Below are 24,525 nucleotides of genomic sequence, written 5' to 3'. Positions count from 1 at the left end.
AATGAAAATACTAAAGTACATTATCCTGATTTCATGTCTCACCCTTGTAGCAAGCTCGTGCAGTAAATGGATTGATGTCAAGCCTGCCGACAGGCTGGGAGAGGAACAGCTGTTTGTCAATCGGGCTGGCTTTATGAAAGCGATCAACGGCATCTACGTCGAAATGGCTAGTACGGATCTTTACGGACAGCATATGAGTACGGGAATTATAGATGTCCTGGCGCAACATTACTACATCAATGGTTCCACACATGTATTTGACAAATATAACAACTTTGTCTATACAGAAGCGAGTGTCAAATCTGGCTTCGAGCAGATTTGGAAAAAAGCCTATGAGCTTATAGCCAATTGCAACGTCATTCTGGACAAATGTGGGAATGCTCCGAGTGAGATCCTTCCGCAGCCCTATTATGGAATCATCAAAGGCGAGACACTGGCCTTGCGGGCGATGATCCACCTTGATATGCTCCGGTTGTTTGGGCCGATCTATTCCGAAGACAATAAGGACAAGCCAGCATTACCCTATATCGACAAAATCAGTTATGACATCTCACCATTACTTGGATCCGAAGAATTTACCGAGCATGTTGTTGCAGATCTTGAAGCAGCTCTTTTATTGTTGCAAGACAGTGATCCGATACGGACAGAAGGTGTGCGTAATCAAGGGAGCCCGACAGGGGAGAATGATCTTTATTATCGGCAGTATAGGCTCAATTACTATGCTGTAAAAGCATTATTGGCAAGAACATACCTTTGGAAGGGCAATCGGACTGCAGCATTAAAATATGCCGAAGAGCTTTTGGCCGAAGTACAATCGGCTGATAAGATGACTTTCCCCTTTGTCACCTTTGCAAGTGCTGTAAGTGTTGACAAGCCAGACCGGATGTTTTCGACCGAAGTGATGTTCTCCTTATACAATATTAACAGAAAGGAGATGTACAATAGATTATTTGATGTCAGCCTGCAATCAAATAACAAACTTTCTTTTTCCAACGGCGATGTCAACGATACACGCGTAAGGGCCATTTATGATGACAACAATGATTTCCGTCGTCGGATTTGGCAAAGTGCTTCCAATGGGACGACCACCGCGACGACCAATATGAAATATGCTGATGTGATCGATGGGCCCGGGCGCTATATGATCCCGCTTATCAGACTGTCCGAGGTATTACTGATTGCGGCAGAATGCTCCCCCGAACTGGCCAAGGCGACTGCCTATTTCAATAGCCTGCGCACCGCGCGCAACTGTGTCTCGCTTGTACCCGTCGATCAGACAGCACTGAAAACCGAAATCACCAAAGAATTCAGACGTGAAATGTTGGGTGAAGGACAGCAGTTTTTTTATTATAAAAGGAATGCCATGCAGGCTTTACCTAATTCGTCCACACTCAATATCAGTCCGGAGAAGACCATGGTGCTTACGAATTACACTGTTCCGCTACCGGACAGTGAAACCTCCCAACGTTATTAATTAGTATACAATTATGAAAAGAACAACTTTTTATATCATGTTTTTTCAGCTGTTTGGACTATTTACGGCGTGTAAAAAAGAAATGATGTCCTATGAAGGTAAGGAAGGCGTCTATTTCGCGATGCGTCATGGTACAAATGAGTATCTTCCAAATCTATGGCCCTATCAGCCCTTTACCGATATAGACTTTGTACGCATGAGTACCGATGAAATTGATTTTCCGGTTCAGGTCATGATCACAGGTCCTAGCAAGACTTATGACCGGATTTACCGGGTGGAGGTCAATCCAGACTCCACTAACGCGATTTTGGGACAGCATTACGAGGCTTTGAAGGACCAATATATTCTGCCTGCCGGTGCTGTTTCGGCGCAAGTCAATGTGCGGCTTAAGCGCACGGCCGATCTCGAAGAAAAGCCCGTAACCCTGGGCTTAAAACTTGTAGCCACCAAAGACTTTGCGCTTTCCTTTCCCGAATGGCATTCTATCCCTTCATTAAATTCAGGTACTGTGGTGCCACAATTTGATGCTACCCTGCATTCTTTGCATATCAATGATGTGATGGTGCAGCCCGCTGTCTGGTCCGGTTCATTGCAGCCCGGAAATAGGGAGTCAGGATTGTTTGGCGTTTTCTCCAGACGTAAAATGGAGTTTTTAGCAGAATATTTAGGACTCAAATATGAAGACTTTGGCGCCGCGGAGACTATGCCAATGGCTAGGATGATGCTTATCGCCAGCGATGCGACAAAGGTTCTGGTTAAGCGCTATAATGAAGGCAAACCTGTCCTCGAAGATGATGGCCGGTTGATGTGGATGGGCACTGTACCCTGGACCTCATATCTGGGCGTTCCGTGGGTCCCTGGCGGATAAGATAAAATCAAAAGAAGAGCGAAATCAGTAGGAATAAACAAGTTATATTGAAATGAAAACCTATCAATTAATCATGGGCGCAGTCTTCCTATTTATCCTAGGAGCCTGCAGCAAAGACCTTGGTAATTACGATTACCAGGAAATAAACGAATTGACCATCAAAGATATAAACGAAGAATATACTTTACGGACGGGACTTGATACCTTAAGTATAAACCCTAAAATTGCTGCTTCTATGGACGGCAATGATCTCACCCGTTATACTTATAATTGGATTCTCAGAATTGACAATAAAGTTTTTGATACCCTCAGCAGAGCAAAAGATATCAATTATCCAGTTCGTTTAGCTCCAGGGGAATATGCTATTTTTTACCGGGTGCTTGACAAAATGACCGGTGTCTCCTGGGCAAGCAATGTCAAGCTCAAGGTCGTATCGCCTTATTCCAGAGGACTTTTAATCATGGGGGAGGATCCTGAAGGCTATGCTGAGGCAGAAATGCTATCCATGCAGAGCGATACCATTCATGTCAGGCACATGCTATCCAGATCGGGTTTACCTCGTCTTCGAGGACCATTGGGGATGGTACATACCGGCGGCTCAAGTGCATATGTCAGATTATGGGCGATGACCCGTGAAGGGTCGTACTTTTTAGACCGGGCATCCATGACTGCTACCTTAGACAATCATCTGGGACGTTACGTGTTTATGTCAGATATTATCGATCCCAAAACGCTAAATCCCGTCGTTATTGCACCGCAGATACGCACAGCAACCGGTGATATCGGTAGTACCCTTTATCGTGCCTTGGTAACCCAGCGCGGCGATATTTTTGCAAACGTACCCCTGTTGATGGCCGGTGACTTTTACAACAATCCTGTGAATAGGGTAACGGCGGCCCCGGACGAACTGATTCCCGCTGCTCCCTATTTACTATACCCTATCAATGGCATGAACAATGTCATGTGGTATGACACCCGTTATCAGCGTTTCCTGAATTATACCGGTATCGGATTGTCTACGACCTCAATGGTACTTGCGGATAAAGATGGCGAAGCATTCCCCTGGAATCAGCCCGCGGGCCGTACACTGGTGTATGCCGAAAATACCCGGAACACTGATGGAGGCTCCAATAATGGTAATTCATTTGCCTTGATGAAAGACAAAGATAATACTTACCATATCTACAAGTTTTATGCAAATGGAACGAATCCTGCAAAACGGGATGCTTATACCGTCAAATCCATTGCTACGGATTTTGATAAAGCGGAAGGATATGCCTTTTCATCAAATCGCAGTATCATATGCTACTTTGTGGGCAGCAGGCTATATGCTTATGATTATAATCCCGGTTTTGAAAAGATTTATACTTTTCCCGAACTGGGAACAGATGCGATTACCATGATCAAGTTTGATACCCAGATCGACCATTTGACCAATAGTCTCTATATCGCCAGCTATAAGGATCAAAAGGGCATTCTTCGTCGATTTAAAGTGGGCAATAATCCAAATATCGTTGAATTGCAGTTGCAGGACAACAGCACTTGGACGGATCTCATCAAAGTACAATCGATTAACTGGCGTGCAGTCAATTAAAAACTATTTATATATCAAGAAAAATGAAAATAAGAAAAATCATTACAACAGTTGCCCTGCTATTAGGAACCTATTCCGCATTCTCACAAAGCAGTCAGTTTATGGTTAAAGGAAAAATAGGGAAAGCCAACAATGGAAAGTATGTTAAACTATATTATCAACGCGACACGACAAAAGTCGTCGATAGTGTGCTTGTAACAGGTGGTGCCTTTGTCCTACGTGGCCAATTGACCGATCCCACCCTAGGTCATTTATCCATGGACAATATCGAATCCGGTGACCGTATCGATCTTTTTCTTGCGCAGGGGACCGTCCATGTCGAAACAAAAGATTCGTTAAGTTATGCGCGAATATATGGAACAGCATTAACTGAAGCACACGAAAAGCTGGCCCAGAAATTAAGACCTGCCGACCGAAAAGTGATAGACGGATTTGTGCGTTTTAAAAATATGCCTGAGGGCGAGGAAAAAAAAGCTTATATTACCGAGCTTCTCGCGGGCTTGGACCAATACACACGGTTTAAGCGGGAAACAATTCATCAGTTTGTTGAAGAAAATCCTGGATCCTATGTTTCCTTATACCATTTGGATCGAGTAGCTGGTGGAAATGTTAATTATGAGACAACCTATCCTTATTACGACAAACTTAGCCCCGGAGTGAAAAATAGTGCCTTGGGCAAGCAACTTGGCGACCGTCTGTCGGCGGCCAAAGGAGTCCTGACAGGGCAGCTTTATAAAGATTTTGTGTCTACCACACCAGACGGCCAGGAGCTGAGTCTGAAAGAGGTGATCGTTAAAAACAAGTATACATTGCTTGACTTTTGGGCCAGCTGGTGTGGGCCTTGTCGAAAAGAAAATCCGCATGTTGTGGATACCTATGAGGCATTTAAAAAGCAAGGATTTACAGTGCTGAGTGTTTCGCTCGACGATGACAAGACACGATGGACGGAGGCGATCAGCAAGGATGGGATGCCCTGGTACCATGTCTCAAGCCTCAAAGGTTGGAAAGAGCCTGCTGCAGCACTCTATGGTGTTCGGGCTATTCCCCAAAACGTGCTGATTGACAGCCAGGGGAAGATTGTAGCAACAAACCTACGGGGTGAAACACTTTTCAATAAAGTACAAAGTCTTTTGAAATAACATTTCAATAGCCAATTTCCGGCTTATATCAATTTGACAGAAAATTAAGTAAAAAAGCTTCCTTTTGGTTAAACAGAAGGAAGCTTTTTACAGATATCATCATTTTAAACGATTGGAAATGATAAAAACAACAGCGTTAAATTGGACGTTTTCTATACAGACCCGTTCATTCGAGAATTCATCGAAGAAGATAATATTCGTTTAGCCTCAATCGAAGAAATTATTGCCATGAAGATCGATGTGATTCAGCGAGGCGGACGCAAGAAAGATTTTTGGGATTTACACGAGTTATTAGATAAGTATTCGATTTCACAAATGGTTGCATTACATGAAGAGCGATATCCGTTTTCTCACGATGAGAAAACGATCTTGATTAACTTAATTAATTTTGAAAACGCTGATAATGACTTCGATCCTGTGTGTTTAAAAGGTAAATATTGGGAATTTATTAAAGCTGATTTTGAAGAAGTAATAGGTAAGATTTAGTTGTGGGATCCAGATTGATTGCAAAACTTACCGAGGGATCCTGTCCTGGTTGGTCTAGTCTTGTGACTAAAGATGGACCGTTGGCGCAGAAGATTTAATGTCTTCACGAAATCAATTGGACGCAGATAGAACAAATATGCAAACACATAGACGAATAATAATGAAATACTTTCTAAGTCTTATCCTTTTGGCAGCATCGATTTTTACTAAAGCCCAAATAAAGCTTGATCAAAAAGACCTCAATAATTTAATAGCTATTGCTGAGCTCTATTCCTATAATACAAATGCAAGAGGAGATCAATTTGCCAAATCAATTGACTCATTACGGACACCTAAGCTGAATCATATTGTTGATGCTTTAATTGCGGTTGGCAAAGGTGACCATACAATTTTGGAGACACACTTTCTTGCAAGACCAAACGACGAAGAGTTGGTATTATGGTATGTCATCCGCGAAATTCACTACAATAGGACAAACGAAAAAGTCAAAGCAAGACCAGTTGTAGCGGTAGCAAATGAAGTTCTTTCCAAGCAGATTGATAGTCGATGGTTGCTTGATAACTACTACTATCGTATCTATGGTGGTATAGCCTCATTGTTTAACGAAGCTGATTTGAGCAAGTACAATTTCAATATGGACAGTTTAGGATTTAAGGACGACACTGAAAAGGCAATCTTCTTTTTGAATATGATGGATGCTTTGGTTGGAGGACGCTTCAAAGTTCTACAGATGATGAAGAACAATAAAAAGATACTTGAGTTTTGCGGCAAACTTCCAACGTTTAATGGCAAGGAATATTTCTACTTTAAAAACTTTGACTACGCAGATTTTGATTGGATTGGATACGATAAAACAGTCGCCTATAATGAATGGCACATTGGTAGTTTTTACAGTACATTGATTGCACAATTCAGTGCATCTGCTGAATTAAACGATAAGAAAAGGATGCAAGAAATTTATTTCAATTCTATTTTACACGAGCCAAAATATTTTAAATTCACGGATTCAAAAGACGAGTTACAGTCATTCTATGACACATCTAAATAAATGACTAGCGGGCCCCCCTTCCTTTGGGGTTATTCATCCCGTGAAGGTGCCGTTAAAGGGTGGGCCGCAAGGTGAATAAATAAGGGAATTATAATTCAGCTGCACTAATCAACGCTCGGCTATCGTTGAAACGTAAATGAAGAGCTAATTGTAAGTGTCATATCCCCAAATTTTAATTTTCTTTCTTCTTGAAGAGTGGATTTATCGTCGGTCAAATACCCTGTTTTATAATATTTGAAAATTGTGCCAAAGTGATTATCGAGTATCCTGAATTTTTTGCCATTCTGCATGTAGATTAATTGTAGGTAAAAATCATCCTTTTCTGGAAAATCAAATGTTGGGATAAAAATTGGATCGGTATTGGTGAATGCTATTTGGGATGCGCCCAATTTCAACGCTTTAAATACATCTGTTTCTGCGATTGGTTTTTTGTTATTCTCAGCGTCTTCCAAAGAGTTGTATAACGAGACAACGGCATCAAAGGCTTCGTCTTCTTTAAAAGAATAAGTCAGATATGGACTATGCGATGAGAGCTTATCAATCACAATTGAGTCAATCGACTTAAAGGCTGTGACCTCTACCATTTTGGACGCAGAGTCTACTGCCATATCCAGTGTTTCACTTTCTTCTTTATTTTTGAAAATATATTGCGTTAGCCGGTATCTACCAACGCTTGCAATATCGAGAATAATGTCTGATGTCGATTCCGTTTCTACAATCTTTTTATTATCCAAATCATATAATACCCATTTTACAACAGGAGTTCCTGGATAATTCTGTTCTATTTTATTTTTTTTTACTTTTATATTACTTTTGAAAGTTGCCCCTTCATAATGGATGTAACTTCTATCGACAGGCACCGCAGACAGCTTGGGAGGAACGATAATAATTGAGTCTCTTAGCTGTTTGCCTTCAGGGTTTACATATACAAACCCCGCTTTCAATACTTCCTTACCTTCGGTAGGATCAATATCTTTCTTGCAACCAGTGAGCAGTAGAGCGGAAATTAAAATAAGGTAATAACGCATTATTTAAATCAATTGGTTCAGCAGCCTAATATACTAAATATATTTAATTAATTTGCGTTTAGGGAAAATATGCTGCTAAATTTTTATGTAAAATAGAAAGACTAAATCCTGTATACTAGGAGGCCGAATAGATGTAAATAAAAGATTCGATGGGAAAATAGGTAAATCAAAATGAAAGTCTCGCTCTGCTTCCAATAGATAGAATGGAAGATGAGCATACCTCTTTTTTGGAAATGCAATATTCTAAACTAAATGTTGCATTTCTAATTTCATCACTTATCTCTTAAGAGTAAGTTTTGTTTCATCATCTGTTTTTTCAATATTTTCCTAACTAAACTGTTAGTTTCGCTTGCTTCAGAAACGAGAATTAAATTTCCATATTTTGCAAATATCTAGAAAAGTGTATATTTGCAATATACTTGACTATTCAAGTATATTGCAAATATAAAATGAAAGAAATAAGTACAATTCTGAATATCTTAAAAGTTCAATCTGTCATTACAAAAAAGTTTGACGGTTTAAGTCTGCATGGTATTAGCCTTACTGACTATATGATCCTGTATATTTTAAGTAATGCACCTGGTAATCGTTTAAAAAGAATTGATCTTGCTGAGAATACTGGTTTAACCGCCTCTGGCATTACGCGGATTATTTTACCAATGGAAAAAATAGGACTTGTAGAGAAAGAAAATAGCGATCGGGATGCCAGGGTGAGTTATGTAAAACTCACTTCTGCCGGAGAAAAAATTTTTGCTGAAGCTACCACTACGGCAGCACACATATCCAAAAAGTTATTAGACGGAATTGTAGCGGAGAACCTGAATGTTTTTGCAGCACAATTGAAAATCTTAGGGGGTGATCTTTAAATTAAAATGATATGGACCAAAAGTACAGAAAGAAATTAAACGCTGAGTTTTTAGAGACGAAACCGTTAATGGGTGTATTGGCTATTCTCAATAATGCAGAAAATAAAATATTTATCAAAGAGAGTATAAATTTAAGAGCACTTTCCAACAGAATCCGGTTTGAACTGAACAACGGACAATTTGATAACAGGAGCTTACAGGACGATTGGATTCGACTAGGAGAGGAAAGCTTCGTTTTTGAAAATGCAATCATTCTTCCATGGGAGGATGATAAATTCGTAGACTATAAGAAGAAGGTGCTGAAGGCTTGTAATGATCTGAAGGAGGAGCAAAGTAAAACAAAAAATATATACTGATATGGAAAGCAAAACCTATTTATATCCCACCTACGAAGCCGGCCGGGATCTTATGTTAAAAAATATTCAAGGCTCAATCGTAAATTTAAATCTGATACATTTAAAGGAAATTGCCGACTATTCTGAATTTCCTGAAATTACACCTTCCACCGAAATTTCGGGCTACGAAGCTTTTATGCTGTATATAGATCTTGCCAAACCTTTTGTAGAGCAAGGGGGCGGAGAAATTCTTTTCATTGGAAAAGGAGACCGCTTCTTGATAGGTCCTCAGGACGAGCAGTGGGATATTTGTATGCTGATTAGACAAAAGAGCGTATCAGATTTTTTTGCATTCGAGCAAAACCCGGATTACATGAAAATTACTGGACATCGCTCAGCTGCTATATTGGATTCCAGACTTTTACCTTTAGAAGTTGCATTGTAATTTATGGGATATATTGAGCTAAAAAATGCTACCATCTATTATGAAATATTCGGCTTAGAAAATAAGGAGACCCTTGTACTCGTTAGTGGGCTGAATACCCAGATGACCCGTTGGGAAGTACCGTTTCTTAAGATGCTTGCAGAAGAAGGATTTCGCGTAATCTGCTTTGACAACAGAGACTGTGGAAAAAGTACATTTACCACATATGATAGGAATGACAGCTATAGTTCTTCCTTGAACGATTTTCTAGATTATCCGGAAAAATTTCCTGCCCCTTATTCTTTATTGGATATGGCAGATGATATAAGAGACCTGCTGCTATCGCTGGATATAGAAAGAGTACATGTTGTCGGACGTTCAATGGGTGGCATCATTGCACAGTTATTTGCATCACGGTATCCGCCAATGACTCAGACACTGACTTTATTGATGTCTTCAAGCTTTAATCCGATTCTACCGAAGGCAAATGATGCATTAATAGGTAAAATGACAAACAGCACTGCAAATTTTCAGGATGACAGGCAAACTTATATAAACGAAAAAGTTGACTTTATGAGAGCTATTTATGGAAATAAATATTATTTCAATGAAGAAAAGGAGCGTGGGCTGATTATTGAGGACGAAAACCGAAAGTCTCCATTAGTTAGGCCTTTTCGTCAGATCGTCGCCCTGCTGAGTTATCAGTATAATTCATATGTTCTTAGTAGTCTCCATGTGCCCACATTGACGATTCACGGAGACGAAGATCCATTATTTAATATGGAACACGCGTTTGATTTAAAAAACACTATTCCTTACTGTGAGTTGATCATAAAAAACGGAATGGGACACGCTATTCCAGATTCACTTTATCCGTCACTGGTAGAAGACATTTCAGATTTTATTGCTAAAACTGAATGAAACATCATTATCAAAATGTAAGTAGCAACGGTGAGATATATGGTTTTGGAGTCCATTGCCATTGATCATGATATCTGTCAATAAAACCTATTCCTGGCCAAGGAAGATGGGAGGCGCAAACTAGCAATTTTTGCTCATGACATTGTTCCAGTATATTTTTTCGGGTGTTGATCCCCAAAGAAAAATCAACATCCCATTGTGTACCCCAAACCGGATTAGAGATCAGCACGGGACTATGAACGAGATCAACCAGATGCGTAATGGATAGCTTACCCGAATAAACCGTAAATATGATGTGTCCGGGAGTATGTCCGGGAGCTGCCTGCGTTTTAATACAGGAGAATAATTCATCACCTGCATCAAATATTTCTAAACGGTGGGTAATGGCTCCTAATATCTGCTTAACTAGTGAAACAGAACCATGACCAAACTCAGGCCTCCGGCTGTTGGGGAAATTCGGCTCCTGTGCAAACCAGAATTCCAGTTCAGCCCGTGAAATATAGAATCTTGCATTTGGAAATATCAGATTACCATTTTCGGTTAAGATGCCGCCAATATGATCACGATGAGCATGGGTTATCAATATATCGGAAATATCACTGGCTCCGAATCCGGCACTTTTCAGACTGTGTAATAATTTTCCTGCATTTTTTTTATCATAAAAGCCTTCTCCTGTATCTACAAGTATTAATTGTTCATCCTTTCGGATAAGCATTACATTAATAGGAGCTTCGTAGATATCGGCAGGTAAATGCAGTCGGATTAGCTCTTTTTGAAGATCTGCAGGTGCTGCATCCGTTGCAATAATGGGTTGATATGATCCTATATCAAAATATCCATCGGAAAGAATATAGATTTCCAGGTTATCAAATGGAATCTTGAGGTGACTGTAGTTTGTTTGCATTTTCATTAGAATACTGCGATTTAATTAGCATTTGGTCTTGTTTAAAAAAGGAAATATTCGTGGTGCTAATCCAGCCAAAACATGTCCCATTTCCGGAATGGTTATTATGGTAAAGTCGTCGACAATATTTTGCAATCTAGCGGCAATTTCCTGAGTAGAGCGGATTACATCCTGTTCTCCGCCGATGAATAACACAGGCATTGTCAAACGGCTGAGCTCATCATCTGTAAAAATATATTCTTTTTCTATCCTCGCATTAAAATTGGTTTGTATTAAATCCATAAATGCTACAATTCTTTGATCCACACGCTGGTTTCCCAAGACCAATCTATTAATCTTGATACGTCCAGTTGCTCCCAAAAGGGAATAGAGCAGTGCTTTCATGATAAATGATGTTTTGCTAGGAACTACTCCTGCAGGTGTCAGCAAAATCAGCCGGTCGACTAATTCAGGATAGCTTGTTGCAAATCGTAATGCCAACCATCCTCCTTGTGATAATCCGATTATATTTGCCTTCCTGATATTGAGCTTGTCGAAAACCTCTTTTAGCCATTCTGCGAAATCTTTTGTTTGATAAGAAGGTCTGGTTTCTGCACTCTTTCCTGCCTCTCCGATAATATCTACTGCTATGACTTTATAGTGTTTTGAATATTCGGCTATGTCGGCTAACCATGACGTTGCATTAGAAGACGCGCCATGCAATAAGATGACAATTTCTTGGTGTTGACTTCCATCCTCCAAAAAATGGGTGTCCCCATAAGTTGTTTTCAGCACGCCGGTTTTCAAATTCAATGAAGCATTTTTTATTGCATTGTCGTAGGCACGGATAATTTTGTTTTTTCCTTCAGGGCTTTTAAAGATTGATTTATTCATGAATGGTTTGTATAAAGTTGTAATTGAGAATTGGATTAACGTCCTGTCGCTTTAACACCTCTTAAAGTCATGACCGTACTTGTTATCATAGCGGCTTTTTTACCATCACTGCGAAAAATATCGCATTGATAATGACTTAAGTTTTTTCCACTATGTAGGGATGATGCTTTGGCAGTGAGTATATCCTCGAAAACGGGTCGGTAAAAATTGATTTTCAATTCTACGGATGTAAAAGTTTCACCTTCCTGAATAAAGGTCGAATGCGCGGTTCCGATGGCTGCGTCTGCCAGTTCACAAAGCAGACCTCCGTGAATAGTTCCCTGTTGGTTACTGTGCAGTTTTTTTGTTGTATTGATCTGTACAGTAGCTGTACCTAAACCGACTTCCATGACGTTCATGCCCAATGTTTTTGATATTGGTGTCGGGTAATGCATATGTGTATGCATGTCGTCGGTAGTTTCATTTTTTATCAATTTATTTAGGAAATCTAGTATTGATAGTTTTGTCATATACGGAGTTGTTATATTTATATAAAATAAATCAATCGGTCTTTTTATTGATAAAAAAAATTATATGGTTTCCATGCTGCCTATTATAGACTGTATGGCGTGCAAATGATGCAAATCATGCTCTGCAACAAAATGCATCAGGTCAATGATATTCATTGGCTGTTGTAACCTCGGATGCATACTTGCCTTCAATAAATCTTCTTCACTTAATTTTTGAAGCATTGCAATTGTTTTGTTTCTTTCGCTGACTAGGCTCTTAATAAGCTTTTCAACCAACATATTGTTGAAAGAAGACTCGTCGGTTGCTGTATTGTTTAAATCGGCAGGGGATATATCCGGTTTTCCTTCCTTTATATCTCTAAAACGGATTCGCCATAGATCTTCTAAAAGGATTAAATGTCCTATATTCTCATTGACAGACCATTTATCTCCTATTTTGCGGGTTGAAACCTCTATAGGACAACTTTTCAGGAGCTCATTTAGAACAGCCGGAAAATTTTCAAGTCGTTTTAGAAATTCGTCAAAATATTTCGAACCTGTGTTTGAATCAAATTGTCGATCGAACCATCTGACAAATGATTGTGACTTTACTTTTTTCATTAATATCAATTTATAGGTTATTACTATTGATCCATGCTTTGGCAGGTATTATCCACTCGTCTAATGCCCTGAACAGAAAACCGTGTTCCAGACCTGTGTTGAGGGTAATCTCTTTAAAAGATTTTAAATCAGAATTTTTAAACCTAAGTTGCCTTGATAATAACTCAACGCCGACGTCGGTTTTTTCATTAATCGATAAAATCTTCCCGTACAGCCGGAACTTTCGATCTTCGTTCATCGAATCGTTTTTAAAGCTTGAGCCAATAAAAACAAATTTCAAATCTGGATTTCTAGCATAATAGGAGATGTATTGAGCTATATAACCTCCTTGGGACGTCCCAACAATTGAGATATGGTTATAAGGAATTCCATAGCTATGTAAGCTGTCAATTGTAAGGATCACCTTTTTTGCATACATCTTGGGATCAGTACCGGGCTTTCTTTTTTCAGATAGTATGACAGAATTTGTAGATTGAAGTTTTTCTAAAATAGCTGTATATGCTGCTGGTCCGTATTTAGGATGGGATTCATTTAACAGATGTCCTTCCAAAAATTTATTATGCAAAAAAAATACATACCTATTTTGAGCATTAACAGCAAACGGAAGAAAAGACAGATAAAGAATTATTAATCTAAAAAACATATAATTTGAATAAACAGCGTATTTTAATTTTAGAGCAATATAAAATTTTATTGTTCCGTATCTACAAGATACTTTTTTGAGGCTGTCAATGCATACACCATAGGGATTTTGTCTCCCAGATGAGCAATTCTGAACTTACCGGGTTCAAATTCCGCTGAATTATTGAAATTATTGTATGGCGAATAATCAAATTCTTCAATGGAATTTATTTCTAAACCATTTTGCATCAGACTACTTATTACTTCGGCTAAGCCGTGGTTCCAGCCAATTGATTTGACTTCAAATTCTGCTTCTCTATCTGCATAAGTTCCTTTTTCAGTTTCCATAATGGCTCCGGAATTAAAATACCTGTATTCAATCTTTTTAAACGCCGAATCAAACATCCAAACAACCGGATGAAATTCTACAAAAACAAATGTGCCGCAGGGTTTCAGGAATTTCGAAATGATCTTTGCCCACCGATCCACATCCGGAAGCCAGCCGATAGTTCCATAACTGGTAAAGACAATATCAAACTCACGATCCAGATGATTAGGCAGATCATAAACATCGCTGCAGATAAAAGTTGTTGAAAAATTACTCTGTTCTGCCAGTTCCCGTGCACAATCTATCGCTACATCCGAAAGGTCAACGCCGACTACGTCCGCTCCCAAGCGACTTAAAGAGATGCTATCCTGTCCGAAATGGCACTGCAAATGTAATATTGATTTGCCTGTCAAATCTCCAAGTAAAGCAAGCTCTATATCTTTTAATGAATTTTTCCCCTTCAAAAAGGCATCTAGGTTATAAAACTCAGAATTGATATGAGTTTCTGTTCTGGTATTCCAAGATTCCCTGTTTATTTCCAAATAATTATCTTCTGTATTCATATCTATTTTTCTAATGAGGTGAATTGTTTTTTTGCCATTCCTCGTAGCTGAGTACGCCAAGTTTTCAGACCTTGTGTGTTTTTGGTCACTACCTCGCTTTTTCGTTTAAAAAGCTGTTCAACATTGAGCCGGAGATCCGAATATTCAATGCCATGTGCCCGGAAACTGCTGAGCGCATCTGCATAATGATGCGTGCTGTCCAGCAATGCTTTTGTAGGAATGCAACCTACGTTGGTACAAGTGCCACCCAGCGTATTATACTTTTCAATGATGGCTGTTTTATAACCTAATTGAGCGCTTCTGATGGCTGCCACATATCCGCCGGGACCTGAGCCTATTACGGTAATATCAAATGTTTCCATTTTATTGTTTATATATTTTTAATTGTCTAAAAAAAAATAAACCGATTGGTCTTTTTGTGGTCAAAAAAAATTATGCTTTCAAATTCCTGATCAGTTTTTCTAAAAAAGACATCGCTATATTCAGCTCTGTCATATGATTGTTGACCTTTGCCTGCATAAACGCACCTTCGATCATTGAAATCATCACTATTGCAATTTCGGCCGGATCGGTATCTGCTTTTATTTCGTTTCTATCGATACCGCGTTTGATTTGATTTTCTATGGAAGTCTTCCAAAAATCAAGGGCTTTTTGTACACGTTTCCGGAGTGCCGGATGTGTATCATCAGCCTCAGTAGCAGTATTTAAAATAGGGCAGCCCGCCTGTAAATAGGGATACCTGAAATAGTTTTTATAGGTATGGGGATAAACCAGCAATCTTTCGATAGAATCTTCAGTTGCTAAAATACGATCTTTCATATGCTGGGTTACCTTACCAAAATTGTAATCAAATACACTTAATGCAATCTCATCCTTATTCTCAAAATTGCCATAGATGCAACCTTTGGAAAGGCCGGTAGCGCTCATGACATCATTTATGGATGTGCCAGCATAGCCATTCACATTAAAAACCGATGCTGTTTTTTCGATAATTAAACGTTTGGTATTTTCAGATTTAATCGTTTTCATCAAGCATGAATTTTAATACGGCATAAAAATATAAAAAAAATAAAACGATCGGTCTTTTTTTTGAAAAAATAATTAATGTGCCTATTAGCTAAAGTTTACAATTTTCAAGCATACCATTTCTTATATCATTTTTCACAGTTCTGTCTTATCTAAAATGATAGCAGGCTGCTTTTCGCAATGCGCTGTACAGGAGACTGTAAGTAAAAGAAGCCACATAGTTACATGTGGGTTTCTTGTAAATTGTGACCAGGTAGCTTGTGCATGATGAGTTATTTTTCATTTTTGAAGGCAAAGATAGATATCACAGCCCCCAAAACAGCACATAAGCCAAAGACCTGGAAGCTTTCATTGATGCCGATATTTATGATGAGGCTTAAGATCAGGCTCCCCAATCCGTAACCCATGAACATCACAAATGCAAAAAGACCAATAGCAACGCCCTTTCGCTCAGATAAGGTCGTGATTATTGCAGCGAAAAGGGGATGGGTCATGTCAAAGGCTAGCGACAGGGTAGCGACTAAAAGACAGGAGAGAGGCAATGGTAAGTGCATGGCCAGTAAAAGGGTGGAAAGTGCTCCAATTGTTATTCCTGTAGGAATGATTTTATTTCTGCCGTACCTGTCTGCCATCTTTCCTATCATTGGTCCCAAGAGCAGACCAGGAATCCCATATCCCAATAATGCTAATCCGACGCTTTTTTCGTCCAGGTGGTAATTGCTGAAAAAGTAATATCCGGTCCATGCAAATATTCCACTATGAAACATAGAATTGAGCAATACAAAACTGTATGTCCGTTGTCCTCTGGGCAACTTTAGGATGTTGTAGTACTCGGTAATCATATTTTTGAGCTTTGCTGCGGTTTGTTTTTTCTGAAGGAAACTTCTTCGGTTGAAAAGCAGTACGATAAGGATCAGCAGTCCCATTCCGGCAACTATCCAAAAAAGTGCCCGCCATCCGACAAAGGCAGTCAGCAACGCACCTGTGCTAGATCCAAATGCTGTTCCTGCCGCCATGAATCCAAAAAACAAACCTAAGGCATGTCCCCTTTTCTCGTACGGAAAGCAGTCTCCGATCCAACCAATTGTCGTTGGTGCCACCCCTCCGGCCATCAGCCCTGTGAGCAGCCTTAGAAAGATCAGCTGATCAATACTTTCTGCCAGACCCGTAGAGGCAGTAATTAATATAAACCCCGACAATGAAAAAATTATGACCTTAAAGCGCCCATATCGATCTGAAAGAGGTGCGTAGATCAGGGTTGAAATCCCATAGCTCAGCAGGTATGCAGGTTCGATAAAACTGACGTGCCGCACCGATACCCGAAAGAGTCCTGAAAGATGGGGAAGTATCGGAGCCACCATGAATCCTTGAAAGAAAATAATGAATGTGCCCAAAGAAAGTATCGCTACTAATGTAAAGGAAGGGATCTCTAAGGATGTTGATGTAGCATTTTTGCTGATATTATGACATGTGTTCATTGTGTTGTTTGTTTGAGCGGGAAAAAGTGTGTATAATTTATTTAGGCAATTTGGAACAGCTTTTCACCTGTTTAATCTTTCTAAAGAGCATTAAGTGTCAATCTACCACGGTAGCTGTCCATGGTTGCTTACAAACTGTCCTGTAGGACCGGATTTATCGAGCGTGGCATATTTTAAGATAAGCTGTGCTGCATCCGACACATCTCCGGCACCTTTGTACCCATTGAATTCAGTGGCTGTGTATCCGGGATCAACGGCGTTAACCTTGAAGAGAGAGTCCCTCAATTGGTAGGCAAGCATGACCGTGTAGGCATTCAGTGCTGTTTTTGAAGGACCATAACCGGCATCCTTAAATTCATAGAATTCCCAATCCTGATTATCGTGTAAGGTGAGGGAGGCCAGTTCGCTGGATACATTTACGATCCGTGGATTTTTTGACTTTTCAAGTAGCGGCATCATTGCCTGCGTCAGACGAATGGCACCAAAAAGATTGGTATCAAAAATATCCTTTATGATATCGATATCTACTGTAGCGGGCGGTTGTGGCTGTTGACCACGTATACCGGCATTGTTTATCAGCGCATCTAAAGATGGACTGTACTGCAGAATGTTCCGGTAAGCATCGTTTAAACTCTGCGGGTCCCTTATATCAAGTGAAACCGGTATAATGTTTTCATAACCAGCATTTCGTAAATCTTCGGCGGCTTTTAGACCATTGTCATAATTGCGGATCCCCAGGAAAACTGTATAGCCACGTCTGGAAAACTGTTTTGCTGTTTCCAGTCCGATTCCCCTGTTCGCGCCACTGATAAGTACTGTCTTCATAATGATTGTATAAAATGTTAAATAGAGTTGATTTTTTGATCTTTCTGTCAATGTGCTATCATCCTGATAGCCACATTAAATCTGTGCATCAAAATTAAAAAAGTTACATTTGCAGTACAGGTACAGTTTAAATTAAAATAATCAATACAGATGAAAGCCTATAAGTTTGAGTTGTTCACCAATGAGATTGAAAAGAATATTCGCGAAGGTATTTTCAAGCCGGGTCACAAGCTACCCTCAGTCAGGGAAATCAAGGAAAAATATCAGCTCAGCTCCAGTACTGTGCAAATGGGCTATGAACATTTGATACTTAGTGGATCTGTGGAAAGTATTCCAAAATCCGGCTATTATGTCAGCGGCAATAAACAGTCTGGGAGTAAACCTGTTAAAACCGGCCATAATCCCGTACCCAGAGATGCGATATTCAGCAATCATCTGGCACTTACCACTTCGCTGCGGGCAGGGCGGAAAATTTCTGAATTTAACGTAGCTGCTCCCGGAGATCTTATCATTCCGCAAAAGTTATTGCTTCGGACCATGCAGCAGGTAATCAGGGAGCATGGGGCAGGTTTATTACGTTATTATCCTGCCAGTGGGCTGAGTTCATTAAAGGAAAATATTGTTGCACGCGCAGTATCTTATCAGACCAGGTTAAACTCTGAAGAACTGGTTATCACTGATGGTGCGCTGCAGGCGCTGTATATCGCACTGGCCTCAACATGTGAACCTGGGGAGGTGATTGCTCTGGAAAGTCCCTGCGTTTTTTCCGTACTTGAAGTTGTCAGAGTGCTGAAACTTAGGGTTGTCGAGATTCCCGTCGATCCGTTTATTGGCTTTGATGTAGACTTTTTCAAGAAAGCCTGTGAAAAAAATAGGATAAAAGCAGTCGTCGTCACGCCGAATTTTCATAATCCTACCGGAACACTATTATGCACGGAGCAGAAAAGGATGCTGCTCAATATTGCTCAGAAACACAATGTAGCTGTAGTGGAGAATGATATCTACGGAGATATTTATTTTCAGGGGCAGAGACCCTCTACGATCAAGAGTTTTGATGATAGCGGATTAGTGTTGACTTATTCATCCTACGCGAAAACACTGGCGCCCGGGATCAGGCTTGGGTGGCTGAGTTCGGGAAAATTTATGGAGCGTGCCGAACAGATAAAGTTTGCCCTTGGAAGTTCCGTTTCCCCCCTGTATCAGGAAACAGTCAGCCGGCTGATTCAGGGCAGCAGTTACGACCGTCATGTGCGATCATTTCGCATGCTATTGGCAAAAAACGCCCACTTTGCCATTAATCTGCTATCTACCCACTTTTCAGAAAATATTTGTATGGCAGCACCGCAAGGGGGCTATAATCTCTGGATTAGAATGCCCGAAAATACAGACATGAAATTTTTTTATGAGCAATGTGAAAAGATCGGTATTCGTTTTACACCGGGGTATACCTTTTCGTTTTCTTCAGCCTTTGACCAATATTTCAGGCTTGTTTTTGCCGATACGTTTTCCCCGAAACGGATAGAGGCTATCCGCTTACTCGGTCAGCGTTTAAGATAGATCCTGTACTGGTTTTATTTGAGGGAACTGTACTGTCCAGTACTGGCTGGCTTCAGTATTTTTGTGAAAAATATTGTGACTATGAGATGGATAATTTTAATTACGGCTGGAATCTTCGAGATTCTTTTTGCTTTCTGTCTGGGTAAAGTCCGTCTTGTTGCCGGTGTCCATTTCTATTTGTGGATAGGAGCCTTTCTAATCTGTATGTCCTTAAGTTTATTGCTTTTGTTTGAGGCAATAAAGATATTTCCTTTAAGCACTGCTTATGCTGTATGGACAGGAATCGGAACAGCAGGTACTGTATTGCTTGGGGTATTTGTGTTTAAAGAACCTATTACTGCAAGCAAGATATTTTTTCTGCTGTTGCTGTTCGCATCCATCATAGGTTTAAAGCTTAATTAGCAGACCATAAATTTGTCTAAATTTTTAAAAATGAATATAATTTCAAAATTTGCTTTAGCAACAGATGAGTCTACAGATACTCTGTTGAATCTGATCATTCAATTGGCATCCGAAAAATTTGGTCCGAAACTGGAAACCCAGCAATTGAACGATTTTATCGAGAAGTATTATAACCGGAAGTATTTTGTTAGTGAGATGAACAATATGTCCAACCAGTGGATTATGGTATATGTCGACAATCAGGCTGTGGGTTATGCGCGTGTTACATCTAGGGGGAAAGTTCCGCCGGCAATCGATAAAATGCGCGCGGTACGTATAGGTGATTTTTCAATCCTTGAAAAATTTAAAGATTCCCAGATCATAGAGTCTTTATATGATAAGTGCATTTCATTGTGCAGGTATGTGGATGCGATCTGGATCAACGAATACATTGATAATCCGTTCATCGAATTTTTTGAAAGTAAAGGCTTTATAAAGGAACCCGGAATGTATGAACTGGACGATATCGGTCTACCGTCAAGCTGTCTGATCTTTAAAAAATAGATCACATTAAAAAAGTGAGATGATTGAAGCAGTGATCTTTGATATGGATGGGGTGTTGATCGATTCGGAGCCATTCTGGCTGGCAGCAGAACGGGAAGTTTTTGGATCCCTTGGGATTATTGTTACTGAGGAGCATTCATCAATAACAAGCCGAATGACCACCAGAGAAGTTACCCAATACTGGTTTGACATACAACCCTGGCTGGAGAGAAGTTTGGCTGATGTCGAACACCATGTTATCATGAGGGTTGCAGAGTTTGTTGATCTATATGGTGAAATAATGCCCGGGGTTGAACAGACTCTGAAATACTTTAAACAGGAAGGATACAAAATTGGTCTTGCGACAAATTCACCGGGAATTTTGGTGTCCAGAATTCTCAAAAAAATAGGAATTGAGGGCTATTTTAGCAGTATTCTCACAGCAGATTCTGTTGATATAGGAAAACCTGATCCCCAGATATACCTCAAGTCCGCGTCGTCCCTTTCTGTAAGCCCTTCCAAATGCCTAGTGTTTGAAGATTCCCAGGGAGGAGTTATGGCCGCTATAAATGCGGGAATGGCAGTGATCGCTGTTTCGGGGAAATACTCAGATACTTATGGCAATTTTGATCAGGCCGATAGGTGGATAAGTAATCTACTTGATTTTTGTCCAGAATATATCGAGATTATAAATAGAAGATTAATCGCACAGGTTACTTGCAGCATAGTGGTTCAAAGTTAATAATTATCTTGTTTGAAGCAACCGCGTAAAGAATTGACCCTTGTTAACTCTATCTATGTAATTAGCGGTTTTTATGTAAGTTTGGACATACCAAGTAGCGGAATAATATACTTTTCATTGTTCTTTCTTCCACTGAATTTCGCCACGCTCAATCATTCCGATATATTTTTCAATATGATCCTTCGTCAGTGGTGTATTATCATCCAGGTGATATTCAAATTTCTTTGCAAACAGGTCATATTGAATAGATGCTACATAAACATTGTTGACATAAATATGCCAGATACCACCTTTCTTTACGCTAATACGGACAACATTGCGTTTGCCATTGCTGTAGAATAGCTCTGGCGAATCGTGGTCAAACCGACGAATAAGAGCGTCGATACAAGCCTCCCGAATATCGTATGCCAGTACACCGTATGCTAATTCCCACTCACCCTGTGATCGCCTGAATATGTAGAATGACTTTCCGTTTTTGTCATACAAATAGTAATCCCGCATGCCCATACTCTTATCATCTATGGTCATACGAACATATAGGACACGATTTCTACAGTGAACTTCAAGTGGTTTCATAAAACAAAATTACTAATAATATTAGTAATTTTGTCAAGATAAATTTTCGATTTAACATTTTCCTTTTTTTATGCAATTGGATGGCTGAGCTGTGGCCTATGAAATGAACAATAGCTATTTCAGATACATGCTTTTCTTTATGTAAAGACAAACTATATATAGTTTGCGGCTAAGTTAATCAGTTCATTAGCCAAATTGCTTCCCTTTGCCGGATAGAGGGAAGCTCTTTTTGTTTTAGGGATTTTATATAAGCAGATAGCTGCTATTATTCGATTGTTTTTGCGTAAGCGATATACTCGTTTACAATAGATGAAACGTCGTTATCCGGATTTAGAAATTAGACTTCATCAATCCAGATGTGTTGATGGTTTAAACTGATTATCTATCTGTCATTCTATGAATGTCGTTATATTATTGTTCTCAACTTGATATGCCGATTAAGTTAGCAAGTCCAGCCGCGAGCGAAGAAATGAGGCCGACTGACCTCAGAGCTATTTAAAAATTAGAAAATTTGGACCTGAATTATTAATTTTAAATTGGTGAATAACTAATGAAAAATCAACTTTCAAGATGAAAAGGCTGTTTTTAATACCGTTGTTTTTTTTGGTCTTTTTTTCTTGTGCAAATGAGGATAAAAAAGAGGTACATATTATTTACCGCATAGGTTTTGGATATATCAGATTGTCGTTTGACGAATCTGGGAATGCTAACGCTAGAGCAGGGAGAGGAAATTCCATGGACGAAGACCATTTTGTAGCAGAATCTACAACAGATAGCCTAGAATTTTATATTAAAAATAGTAGACGCTTTTTCAAAAAACTAGGTGAACTTAAAGAACAGCAATTTGACCATGCAAGGAGTTACACTCGGACCCAAATTTATTTAAATGATTCACTTTATTATGATGTTCAGAGATATTCATCCCATTTTTCGGATTTATATTCAATTATTTCGAATGAAATACCCGATGAATTTAATCTATTCAAAACCAGGAGATTTGAATAAGGTAAAACAAAACTGGCTGACGTGCTTGTGCAATGAAATCTATGCTTTTGGGAATTATTACTGTTTCGCTATTATTTAAACCGAAATAATAGATAAGCAAAAAGGCTAGTGATAAGCATGTATATGAACGACCTATTTGGGTAAATTCATGAGCAGCTCCTCCGCAGGGACTTCTTTTATTTTTCCGTCAACTTTTACAACCAAACTTTCACCCTTTGCTGCACTTTCTTCTGCCAATTTTCGTAAAGCTTTCTGTACTCCTAAACGAATTCGTTCAGCAAGGTTGATATTTTCAATATTTACCTTATTGTTCATTGTTATACTTCGATTTTAGTGTTGACCAAATTTCGCTATTTGAAACGAGTTTTCCCAATCTATCACCTAATTCAGCAATTCGATCTAAAATAATACGCCCTGCAGTAGACGAAAAGGTACAATAATAAAATATGCATATTATCTTATTGCATATATGGTTGATTGTAATATATTTGTATTAGTCAAGAGCCAATATTAATTACAATTAAACCTAAAAGACATGAAAAGAATTGGAATTTTCTTCATCATCGTTTGCTTAACCTCAACAAACCTTTTTGCGCAGGTAAAAGCGACTCTCACTATCCTTAATTACATTAAAACTGATGTGTTAGTATTTGTAGAATCTTATGACAAAAATGGTATACTAAAAGCAAATGAATCATTTTTAGTCAATAAAAGTACTGGCGCAAAAGAAGCGTTAACTCCAACACAAAAACTTTATGTTGCTAAAGGTTACAAGGAGGGAAATATAAAAATAAAGTATAGTCCTGCAGAGTCCAGTAGCAGATTTTCTTTAGATCCTATTGCAGTACCCAAAAATAGTTCGGACTTTAACCAAGCTGTTACTCTAAATGGCCTGACCCTTCATGATGTAAATGATAATAAAAATCGATTAATTACACTTGGCACAGAATTGAAATTTGATTCTGCCACTCAGTTATCAAGAATTGTTGATGTAAAACGTCAGTTAGGAAGTTTGGTAGTCGGGAAAAAAGAAGGTGAAAAACTTATAATATCAGATATAATTCATTTAAAAGACGTTGAGATACCATATGATAAGACTTCGAAACTTGAGGAAACCAGTGTGATCGAAAAATCGGTAATGTCGCAGTTGAAAATTTCTGTTCCGATTTACGGAAGTGTTGAGGCAATGATGTCTAATAGCGACTTAAATCAGGTTAAATGGGAAATTTTGTATTATCCATTCTTTAATAATACTAGTTTTTCGGATTTTATAATTGCTATGGACGCACCTAGTAAACAGTCTTTGATAAATAAATTAAAGATCAACGATAGTTCATTAGGTGTATGGCTTCTAAGGGAATTTGATGTTATTGAAAGCGGTATTTTTTCTGTCACAAATGGTACTAAGATTAATACAGATGGAAATGCAGCAATTGCTTCTGTTTTTACGGCAAGTGCAGCTTATGCATTTAAATCTGAAAATTCTAAATTTGTCTCAATTCCGAATAAAGCATATAATTTAAAATATACTGAATGGCAAAAGGTAGGCACTCTAATTCAATTTCTGCAAAGCAAAATTCTTAATTTACCGATAGATGGAAATCTCATTCCTAATAGACTTACCCCGCAGAATTTGCAATAGTTTAATGAAAAATGGAAGTTATCAATGGCCGAGGCCGCTTTAATATTCGGCCTCGGTTGTCATCTAGTCAAAACTGCCTCGCTTTGCCGATTGAGGGAGGCTATTTTGTCTTTGGAGTCCAGATTTGAAATTAAGCTAAAGATATTCAATGTTTATACTGTCATATTCC

Annotated in this window: 29 protein-coding genes; 16 read left to right on the top strand and 13 right to left on the bottom strand. The window is 39.1% G+C overall.

The window, feature by feature from the left end; genetic code table 11:
* The first annotated feature begins 1 nt into the window (after position 1).
* The 6 genes from ABTV71_RS17670 (at position 2) to ABTV71_RS17645 (ending at position 6,609) form a co-directional block, all read left to right on the top strand.
* Positions 2-1,474, top strand: a complete 1,473-nt coding sequence (locus ABTV71_RS17670; RefSeq protein ID WP_433900505.1) for a RagB/SusD family nutrient uptake outer membrane protein — start codon at positions 2-4, stop codon at positions 1,472-1,474.
* Between the two features lie 13 nt (positions 1,475-1,487).
* Positions 1,488-2,342, top strand: a complete 855-nt coding sequence (locus tag ABTV71_RS17665; protein ID WP_433900504.1) for a DUF4843 domain-containing protein — start codon at positions 1,488-1,490, stop codon at positions 2,340-2,342.
* A 52-nt stretch (positions 2,343-2,394) separates the two neighbouring features.
* Positions 2,395-3,936, top strand: coding sequence for a PKD-like family lipoprotein (locus ABTV71_RS17660; protein WP_433900503.1), 1,542 nt, complete (start codon positions 2,395-2,397; stop codon positions 3,934-3,936).
* A gap of 23 nt (positions 3,937-3,959) precedes the next feature.
* On the top strand, positions 3,960-5,075 hold the full coding sequence (locus ABTV71_RS17655; RefSeq protein ID WP_433900502.1) for a thioredoxin-like domain-containing protein: 1,116 nt from the start codon (positions 3,960-3,962) through the stop codon (positions 5,073-5,075).
* A gap of 111 nt (positions 5,076-5,186) precedes the next feature.
* Positions 5,187-5,561 carry a nucleotidyl transferase AbiEii/AbiGii toxin family protein gene (locus ABTV71_RS17650; RefSeq protein WP_433903718.1) on the top strand — a complete coding sequence of 125 codons (375 nt, stop codon included), beginning with the start codon at positions 5,187-5,189 and terminating at the stop codon, positions 5,559-5,561.
* A gap of 160 nt (positions 5,562-5,721) precedes the next feature.
* Complete coding sequence (locus ABTV71_RS17645) at positions 5,722-6,609, top strand: hypothetical protein (RefSeq protein ID WP_433900501.1); 888 nt, start codon at positions 5,722-5,724, stop codon at positions 6,607-6,609.
* A gap of 119 nt (positions 6,610-6,728) precedes the next feature.
* On the opposite strand, the gene ABTV71_RS17640 is transcribed toward ABTV71_RS17645, so the two are convergent.
* On the bottom strand, positions 6,729-7,637 hold the full coding sequence (locus ABTV71_RS17640; protein ID WP_433900500.1) for a hypothetical protein: 909 nt from the start codon (positions 7,635-7,637) through the stop codon (positions 6,729-6,731).
* A 449-nt stretch (positions 7,638-8,086) separates the two neighbouring features.
* Here ABTV71_RS17640 and ABTV71_RS17635 point away from each other — a divergent pair, with 449 nt between their 5' ends.
* The 4 genes from ABTV71_RS17635 to ABTV71_RS17620 are packed head-to-tail and all read left to right on the top strand — an operon-like array spanning position 8,087 to position 10,183.
* On the top strand, positions 8,087-8,503 hold the full coding sequence (locus ABTV71_RS17635; protein WP_433900499.1) for a MarR family winged helix-turn-helix transcriptional regulator: 417 nt from the start codon (positions 8,087-8,089) through the stop codon (positions 8,501-8,503).
* 11 nt (positions 8,504-8,514) lie between these two features.
* The gene (locus tag ABTV71_RS17630) at positions 8,515-8,859 is read left to right on the top strand and encodes a GIY-YIG nuclease family protein (RefSeq protein WP_433900498.1); all 345 of its coding nucleotides are present in this window, start codon (positions 8,515-8,517) and stop codon (positions 8,857-8,859) included.
* Between the two features lies 1 nt (position 8,860).
* Positions 8,861-9,283 (top strand): hypothetical protein, encoded by a 423-nt coding sequence (locus ABTV71_RS17625; RefSeq protein WP_433900497.1) that lies wholly within the window; start codon positions 8,861-8,863, stop codon positions 9,281-9,283.
* 3 nt (positions 9,284-9,286) lie between these two features.
* Entirely contained in the window at positions 9,287-10,183 is an 897-nt protein-coding gene (locus ABTV71_RS17620) for an alpha/beta fold hydrolase (protein ID WP_433900496.1), read from the top strand.
* 10 nt (positions 10,184-10,193) lie between these two features.
* Here ABTV71_RS17620 and ABTV71_RS17615 read toward each other — a convergent pair whose 3' ends face one another.
* The 10 genes from ABTV71_RS17615 to ABTV71_RS17570 form a co-directional block, all read right to left on the bottom strand.
* Positions 10,194-11,093: an MBL fold metallo-hydrolase gene (locus ABTV71_RS17615; RefSeq protein WP_433900495.1), complete on the bottom strand. Its 900-nt coding sequence runs from the start codon at positions 11,091-11,093 to the stop codon at positions 10,194-10,196.
* Between the two features lie 18 nt (positions 11,094-11,111).
* Complete coding sequence (locus tag ABTV71_RS17610; protein ID WP_433900494.1) at positions 11,112-11,960, bottom strand: alpha/beta fold hydrolase; 849 nt, start codon at positions 11,958-11,960, stop codon at positions 11,112-11,114.
* Positions 11,961-11,995: 35 nt separating this feature from the next.
* Positions 11,996-12,469, bottom strand: coding sequence for a PaaI family thioesterase (locus ABTV71_RS17605; protein ID WP_433900493.1), 474 nt, complete (start codon positions 12,467-12,469; stop codon positions 11,996-11,998).
* Between the two features lie 60 nt (positions 12,470-12,529).
* Positions 12,530-13,069 carry a DinB family protein gene (locus ABTV71_RS17600; protein ID WP_433900492.1) on the bottom strand — a complete coding sequence of 180 codons (540 nt, stop codon included), beginning with the start codon at positions 13,067-13,069 and terminating at the stop codon, positions 12,530-12,532.
* Between the two features lie 10 nt (positions 13,070-13,079).
* The gene (locus tag ABTV71_RS17595) at positions 13,080-13,712 is read right to left on the bottom strand and encodes a hypothetical protein (RefSeq protein WP_433900491.1); all 633 of its coding nucleotides are present in this window, start codon (positions 13,710-13,712) and stop codon (positions 13,080-13,082) included.
* Positions 13,713-13,759: 47 nt separating this feature from the next.
* Positions 13,760-14,581 carry a class I SAM-dependent methyltransferase gene (locus ABTV71_RS17590; RefSeq protein ID WP_433900490.1) on the bottom strand — a complete coding sequence of 274 codons (822 nt, stop codon included), beginning with the start codon at positions 14,579-14,581 and terminating at the stop codon, positions 13,760-13,762.
* Positions 14,582-14,583: 2 nt separating this feature from the next.
* Positions 14,584-14,943, bottom strand: coding sequence for an FAD-dependent oxidoreductase (locus ABTV71_RS17585; RefSeq protein WP_433900489.1), 360 nt, complete (start codon positions 14,941-14,943; stop codon positions 14,584-14,586).
* A 70-nt stretch (positions 14,944-15,013) separates the two neighbouring features.
* Positions 15,014-15,610, bottom strand: a complete 597-nt coding sequence (locus ABTV71_RS17580) for a TetR/AcrR family transcriptional regulator (protein ID WP_433900488.1) — start codon at positions 15,608-15,610, stop codon at positions 15,014-15,016.
* Between the two features lie 269 nt (positions 15,611-15,879).
* Complete coding sequence (locus ABTV71_RS17575; protein WP_433900487.1) at positions 15,880-17,085, bottom strand: MFS transporter; 1,206 nt, start codon at positions 17,083-17,085, stop codon at positions 15,880-15,882.
* 102 nt (positions 17,086-17,187) lie between these two features.
* A complete protein-coding gene (locus ABTV71_RS17570) occupies positions 17,188-17,910 on the bottom strand; it encodes an SDR family NAD(P)-dependent oxidoreductase (protein WP_433900486.1) in 723 nt (240 codons plus the stop codon).
* A 150-nt stretch (positions 17,911-18,060) separates the two neighbouring features.
* Between ABTV71_RS17570 and ABTV71_RS17565 the strand changes: the two genes are divergently transcribed.
* From ABTV71_RS17565 to ABTV71_RS17550, 4 genes are all read left to right on the top strand, one after another.
* Positions 18,061-19,467, top strand: coding sequence for a PLP-dependent aminotransferase family protein (locus ABTV71_RS17565; RefSeq protein ID WP_433900485.1), 1,407 nt, complete (start codon positions 18,061-18,063; stop codon positions 19,465-19,467).
* A gap of 81 nt (positions 19,468-19,548) precedes the next feature.
* Positions 19,549-19,869: a DMT family transporter gene (locus ABTV71_RS17560; protein WP_433900484.1), complete on the top strand. Its 321-nt coding sequence runs from the start codon at positions 19,549-19,551 to the stop codon at positions 19,867-19,869.
* 30 nt (positions 19,870-19,899) lie between these two features.
* The gene (locus ABTV71_RS17555) at positions 19,900-20,412 is read left to right on the top strand and encodes an N-acetyltransferase (RefSeq protein ID WP_433900483.1); all 513 of its coding nucleotides are present in this window, start codon (positions 19,900-19,902) and stop codon (positions 20,410-20,412) included.
* A 19-nt stretch (positions 20,413-20,431) separates the two neighbouring features.
* Positions 20,432-21,133, top strand: a complete 702-nt coding sequence (locus tag ABTV71_RS17550) for an HAD family hydrolase (protein ID WP_433900482.1) — start codon at positions 20,432-20,434, stop codon at positions 21,131-21,133.
* A 114-nt stretch (positions 21,134-21,247) separates the two neighbouring features.
* Here the strand turns inward: ABTV71_RS17550 and ABTV71_RS17545 are convergent, their stop codons facing one another.
* Entirely contained in the window at positions 21,248-21,709 is a 462-nt protein-coding gene (locus ABTV71_RS17545; protein WP_433900481.1) for a hypothetical protein, read from the bottom strand.
* Positions 21,710-22,279: 570 nt separating this feature from the next.
* Here ABTV71_RS17545 and ABTV71_RS17540 point away from each other — a divergent pair.
* Positions 22,280-22,714, top strand: coding sequence for a hypothetical protein (locus tag ABTV71_RS17540; protein ID WP_433900480.1), 435 nt, complete (start codon positions 22,280-22,282; stop codon positions 22,712-22,714).
* 132 nt (positions 22,715-22,846) lie between these two features.
* On the opposite strand, the gene ABTV71_RS17535 is transcribed toward ABTV71_RS17540, so the two are convergent.
* Positions 22,847-23,029: a hypothetical protein gene (locus ABTV71_RS17535; RefSeq protein WP_077432832.1), complete on the bottom strand. Its 183-nt coding sequence runs from the start codon at positions 23,027-23,029 to the stop codon at positions 22,847-22,849.
* Between the two features lie 220 nt (positions 23,030-23,249).
* Between ABTV71_RS17535 and ABTV71_RS17530 the strand changes: the two genes are divergently transcribed.
* Positions 23,250-24,356 (top strand): hypothetical protein, encoded by a 1,107-nt coding sequence (locus ABTV71_RS17530; RefSeq protein WP_433900479.1) that lies wholly within the window; start codon positions 23,250-23,252, stop codon positions 24,354-24,356.
* Positions 24,357-24,525: the final 169 nt, after the last annotated feature.

It is taken from the genome of Sphingobacterium puteale, assembly GCF_050986225.1.
Taxonomy (GTDB): Bacteria; Bacteroidota; Bacteroidia; order Sphingobacteriales; family Sphingobacteriaceae; genus Sphingobacterium; species Sphingobacterium puteale.
The sequence above is the reverse complement of the archived record's forward strand: the minus strand, read 5'-3'. Positions and strand labels throughout refer to the sequence as shown.

Excerpts from the sequence above, each read along its gene's own strand:
- ABTV71_RS17670 (WP_433900505.1), top strand. The coding sequence starts at position 2 with ATGAAAATACTAAAGTACATTATCCTGATTTCATGTCTCACCCTTGTA.
- ABTV71_RS17665 (WP_433900504.1), top strand. The coding sequence starts at position 1,488 with ATGAAAAGAACAACTTTTTATATCATGTTTTTTCAGCTGTTTGGACTA.
- ABTV71_RS17660 (WP_433900503.1), top strand. The coding sequence starts at position 2,395 with ATGAAAACCTATCAATTAATCATGGGCGCAGTCTTCCTATTTATCCTA.
- ABTV71_RS17655 (WP_433900502.1), top strand. The coding sequence starts at position 3,960 with ATGAAAATAAGAAAAATCATTACAACAGTTGCCCTGCTATTAGGAACC.
- ABTV71_RS17645 (WP_433900501.1), top strand. The coding sequence starts at position 5,722 with ATGAAATACTTTCTAAGTCTTATCCTTTTGGCAGCATCGATTTTTACT.
- ABTV71_RS17640 (WP_433900500.1), bottom strand. The coding sequence starts at position 7,637 with ATGCGTTATTACCTTATTTTAATTTCCGCTCTACTGCTCACTGGTTGC.
- ABTV71_RS17635 (WP_433900499.1), top strand. The coding sequence starts at position 8,087 with ATGAAAGAAATAAGTACAATTCTGAATATCTTAAAAGTTCAATCTGTC.
- ABTV71_RS17630 (WP_433900498.1), top strand. The coding sequence starts at position 8,515 with ATGGACCAAAAGTACAGAAAGAAATTAAACGCTGAGTTTTTAGAGACG.
- ABTV71_RS17625 (WP_433900497.1), top strand. The coding sequence starts at position 8,861 with ATGGAAAGCAAAACCTATTTATATCCCACCTACGAAGCCGGCCGGGAT.
- ABTV71_RS17620 (WP_433900496.1), top strand. The coding sequence starts at position 9,287 with ATGGGATATATTGAGCTAAAAAATGCTACCATCTATTATGAAATATTC.
- ABTV71_RS17615 (WP_433900495.1), bottom strand. The coding sequence starts at position 11,093 with ATGAAAATGCAAACAAACTACAGTCACCTCAAGATTCCATTTGATAAC.
- ABTV71_RS17610 (WP_433900494.1), bottom strand. The coding sequence starts at position 11,960 with ATGAATAAATCAATCTTTAAAAGCCCTGAAGGAAAAAACAAAATTATC.
- ABTV71_RS17605 (WP_433900493.1), bottom strand. The coding sequence starts at position 12,469 with ATGACAAAACTATCAATACTAGATTTCCTAAATAAATTGATAAAAAAT.
- ABTV71_RS17600 (WP_433900492.1), bottom strand. The coding sequence starts at position 13,069 with ATGAAAAAAGTAAAGTCACAATCATTTGTCAGATGGTTCGATCGACAA.
- ABTV71_RS17595 (WP_433900491.1), bottom strand. The coding sequence starts at position 13,712 with ATGTTTTTTAGATTAATAATTCTTTATCTGTCTTTTCTTCCGTTTGCT.
- ABTV71_RS17590 (WP_433900490.1), bottom strand. The coding sequence starts at position 14,581 with ATGAATACAGAAGATAATTATTTGGAAATAAACAGGGAATCTTGGAAT.
- ABTV71_RS17585 (WP_433900489.1), bottom strand. The coding sequence starts at position 14,943 with ATGGAAACATTTGATATTACCGTAATAGGCTCAGGTCCCGGCGGATAT.
- ABTV71_RS17580 (WP_433900488.1), bottom strand. The coding sequence starts at position 15,610 with ATGAAAACGATTAAATCTGAAAATACCAAACGTTTAATTATCGAAAAA.
- ABTV71_RS17575 (WP_433900487.1), bottom strand. The coding sequence starts at position 17,085 with ATGAACACATGTCATAATATCAGCAAAAATGCTACATCAACATCCTTA.
- ABTV71_RS17570 (WP_433900486.1), bottom strand. The coding sequence starts at position 17,910 with ATGAAGACAGTACTTATCAGTGGCGCGAACAGGGGAATCGGACTGGAA.
- ABTV71_RS17565 (WP_433900485.1), top strand. The coding sequence starts at position 18,061 with ATGAAAGCCTATAAGTTTGAGTTGTTCACCAATGAGATTGAAAAGAAT.
- ABTV71_RS17560 (WP_433900484.1), top strand. The coding sequence starts at position 19,549 with ATGAGATGGATAATTTTAATTACGGCTGGAATCTTCGAGATTCTTTTT.
- ABTV71_RS17555 (WP_433900483.1), top strand. The coding sequence starts at position 19,900 with ATGAATATAATTTCAAAATTTGCTTTAGCAACAGATGAGTCTACAGAT.
- ABTV71_RS17550 (WP_433900482.1), top strand. The coding sequence starts at position 20,432 with ATGATTGAAGCAGTGATCTTTGATATGGATGGGGTGTTGATCGATTCG.
- ABTV71_RS17545 (WP_433900481.1), bottom strand. The coding sequence starts at position 21,709 with ATGAAACCACTTGAAGTTCACTGTAGAAATCGTGTCCTATATGTTCGT.
- ABTV71_RS17540 (WP_433900480.1), top strand. The coding sequence starts at position 22,280 with ATGAAAAGGCTGTTTTTAATACCGTTGTTTTTTTTGGTCTTTTTTTCT.
- ABTV71_RS17535 (WP_077432832.1), bottom strand. The coding sequence starts at position 23,029 with ATGAACAATAAGGTAAATATTGAAAATATCAACCTTGCTGAACGAATT.
- ABTV71_RS17530 (WP_433900479.1), top strand. The coding sequence starts at position 23,250 with ATGAAAAGAATTGGAATTTTCTTCATCATCGTTTGCTTAACCTCAACA.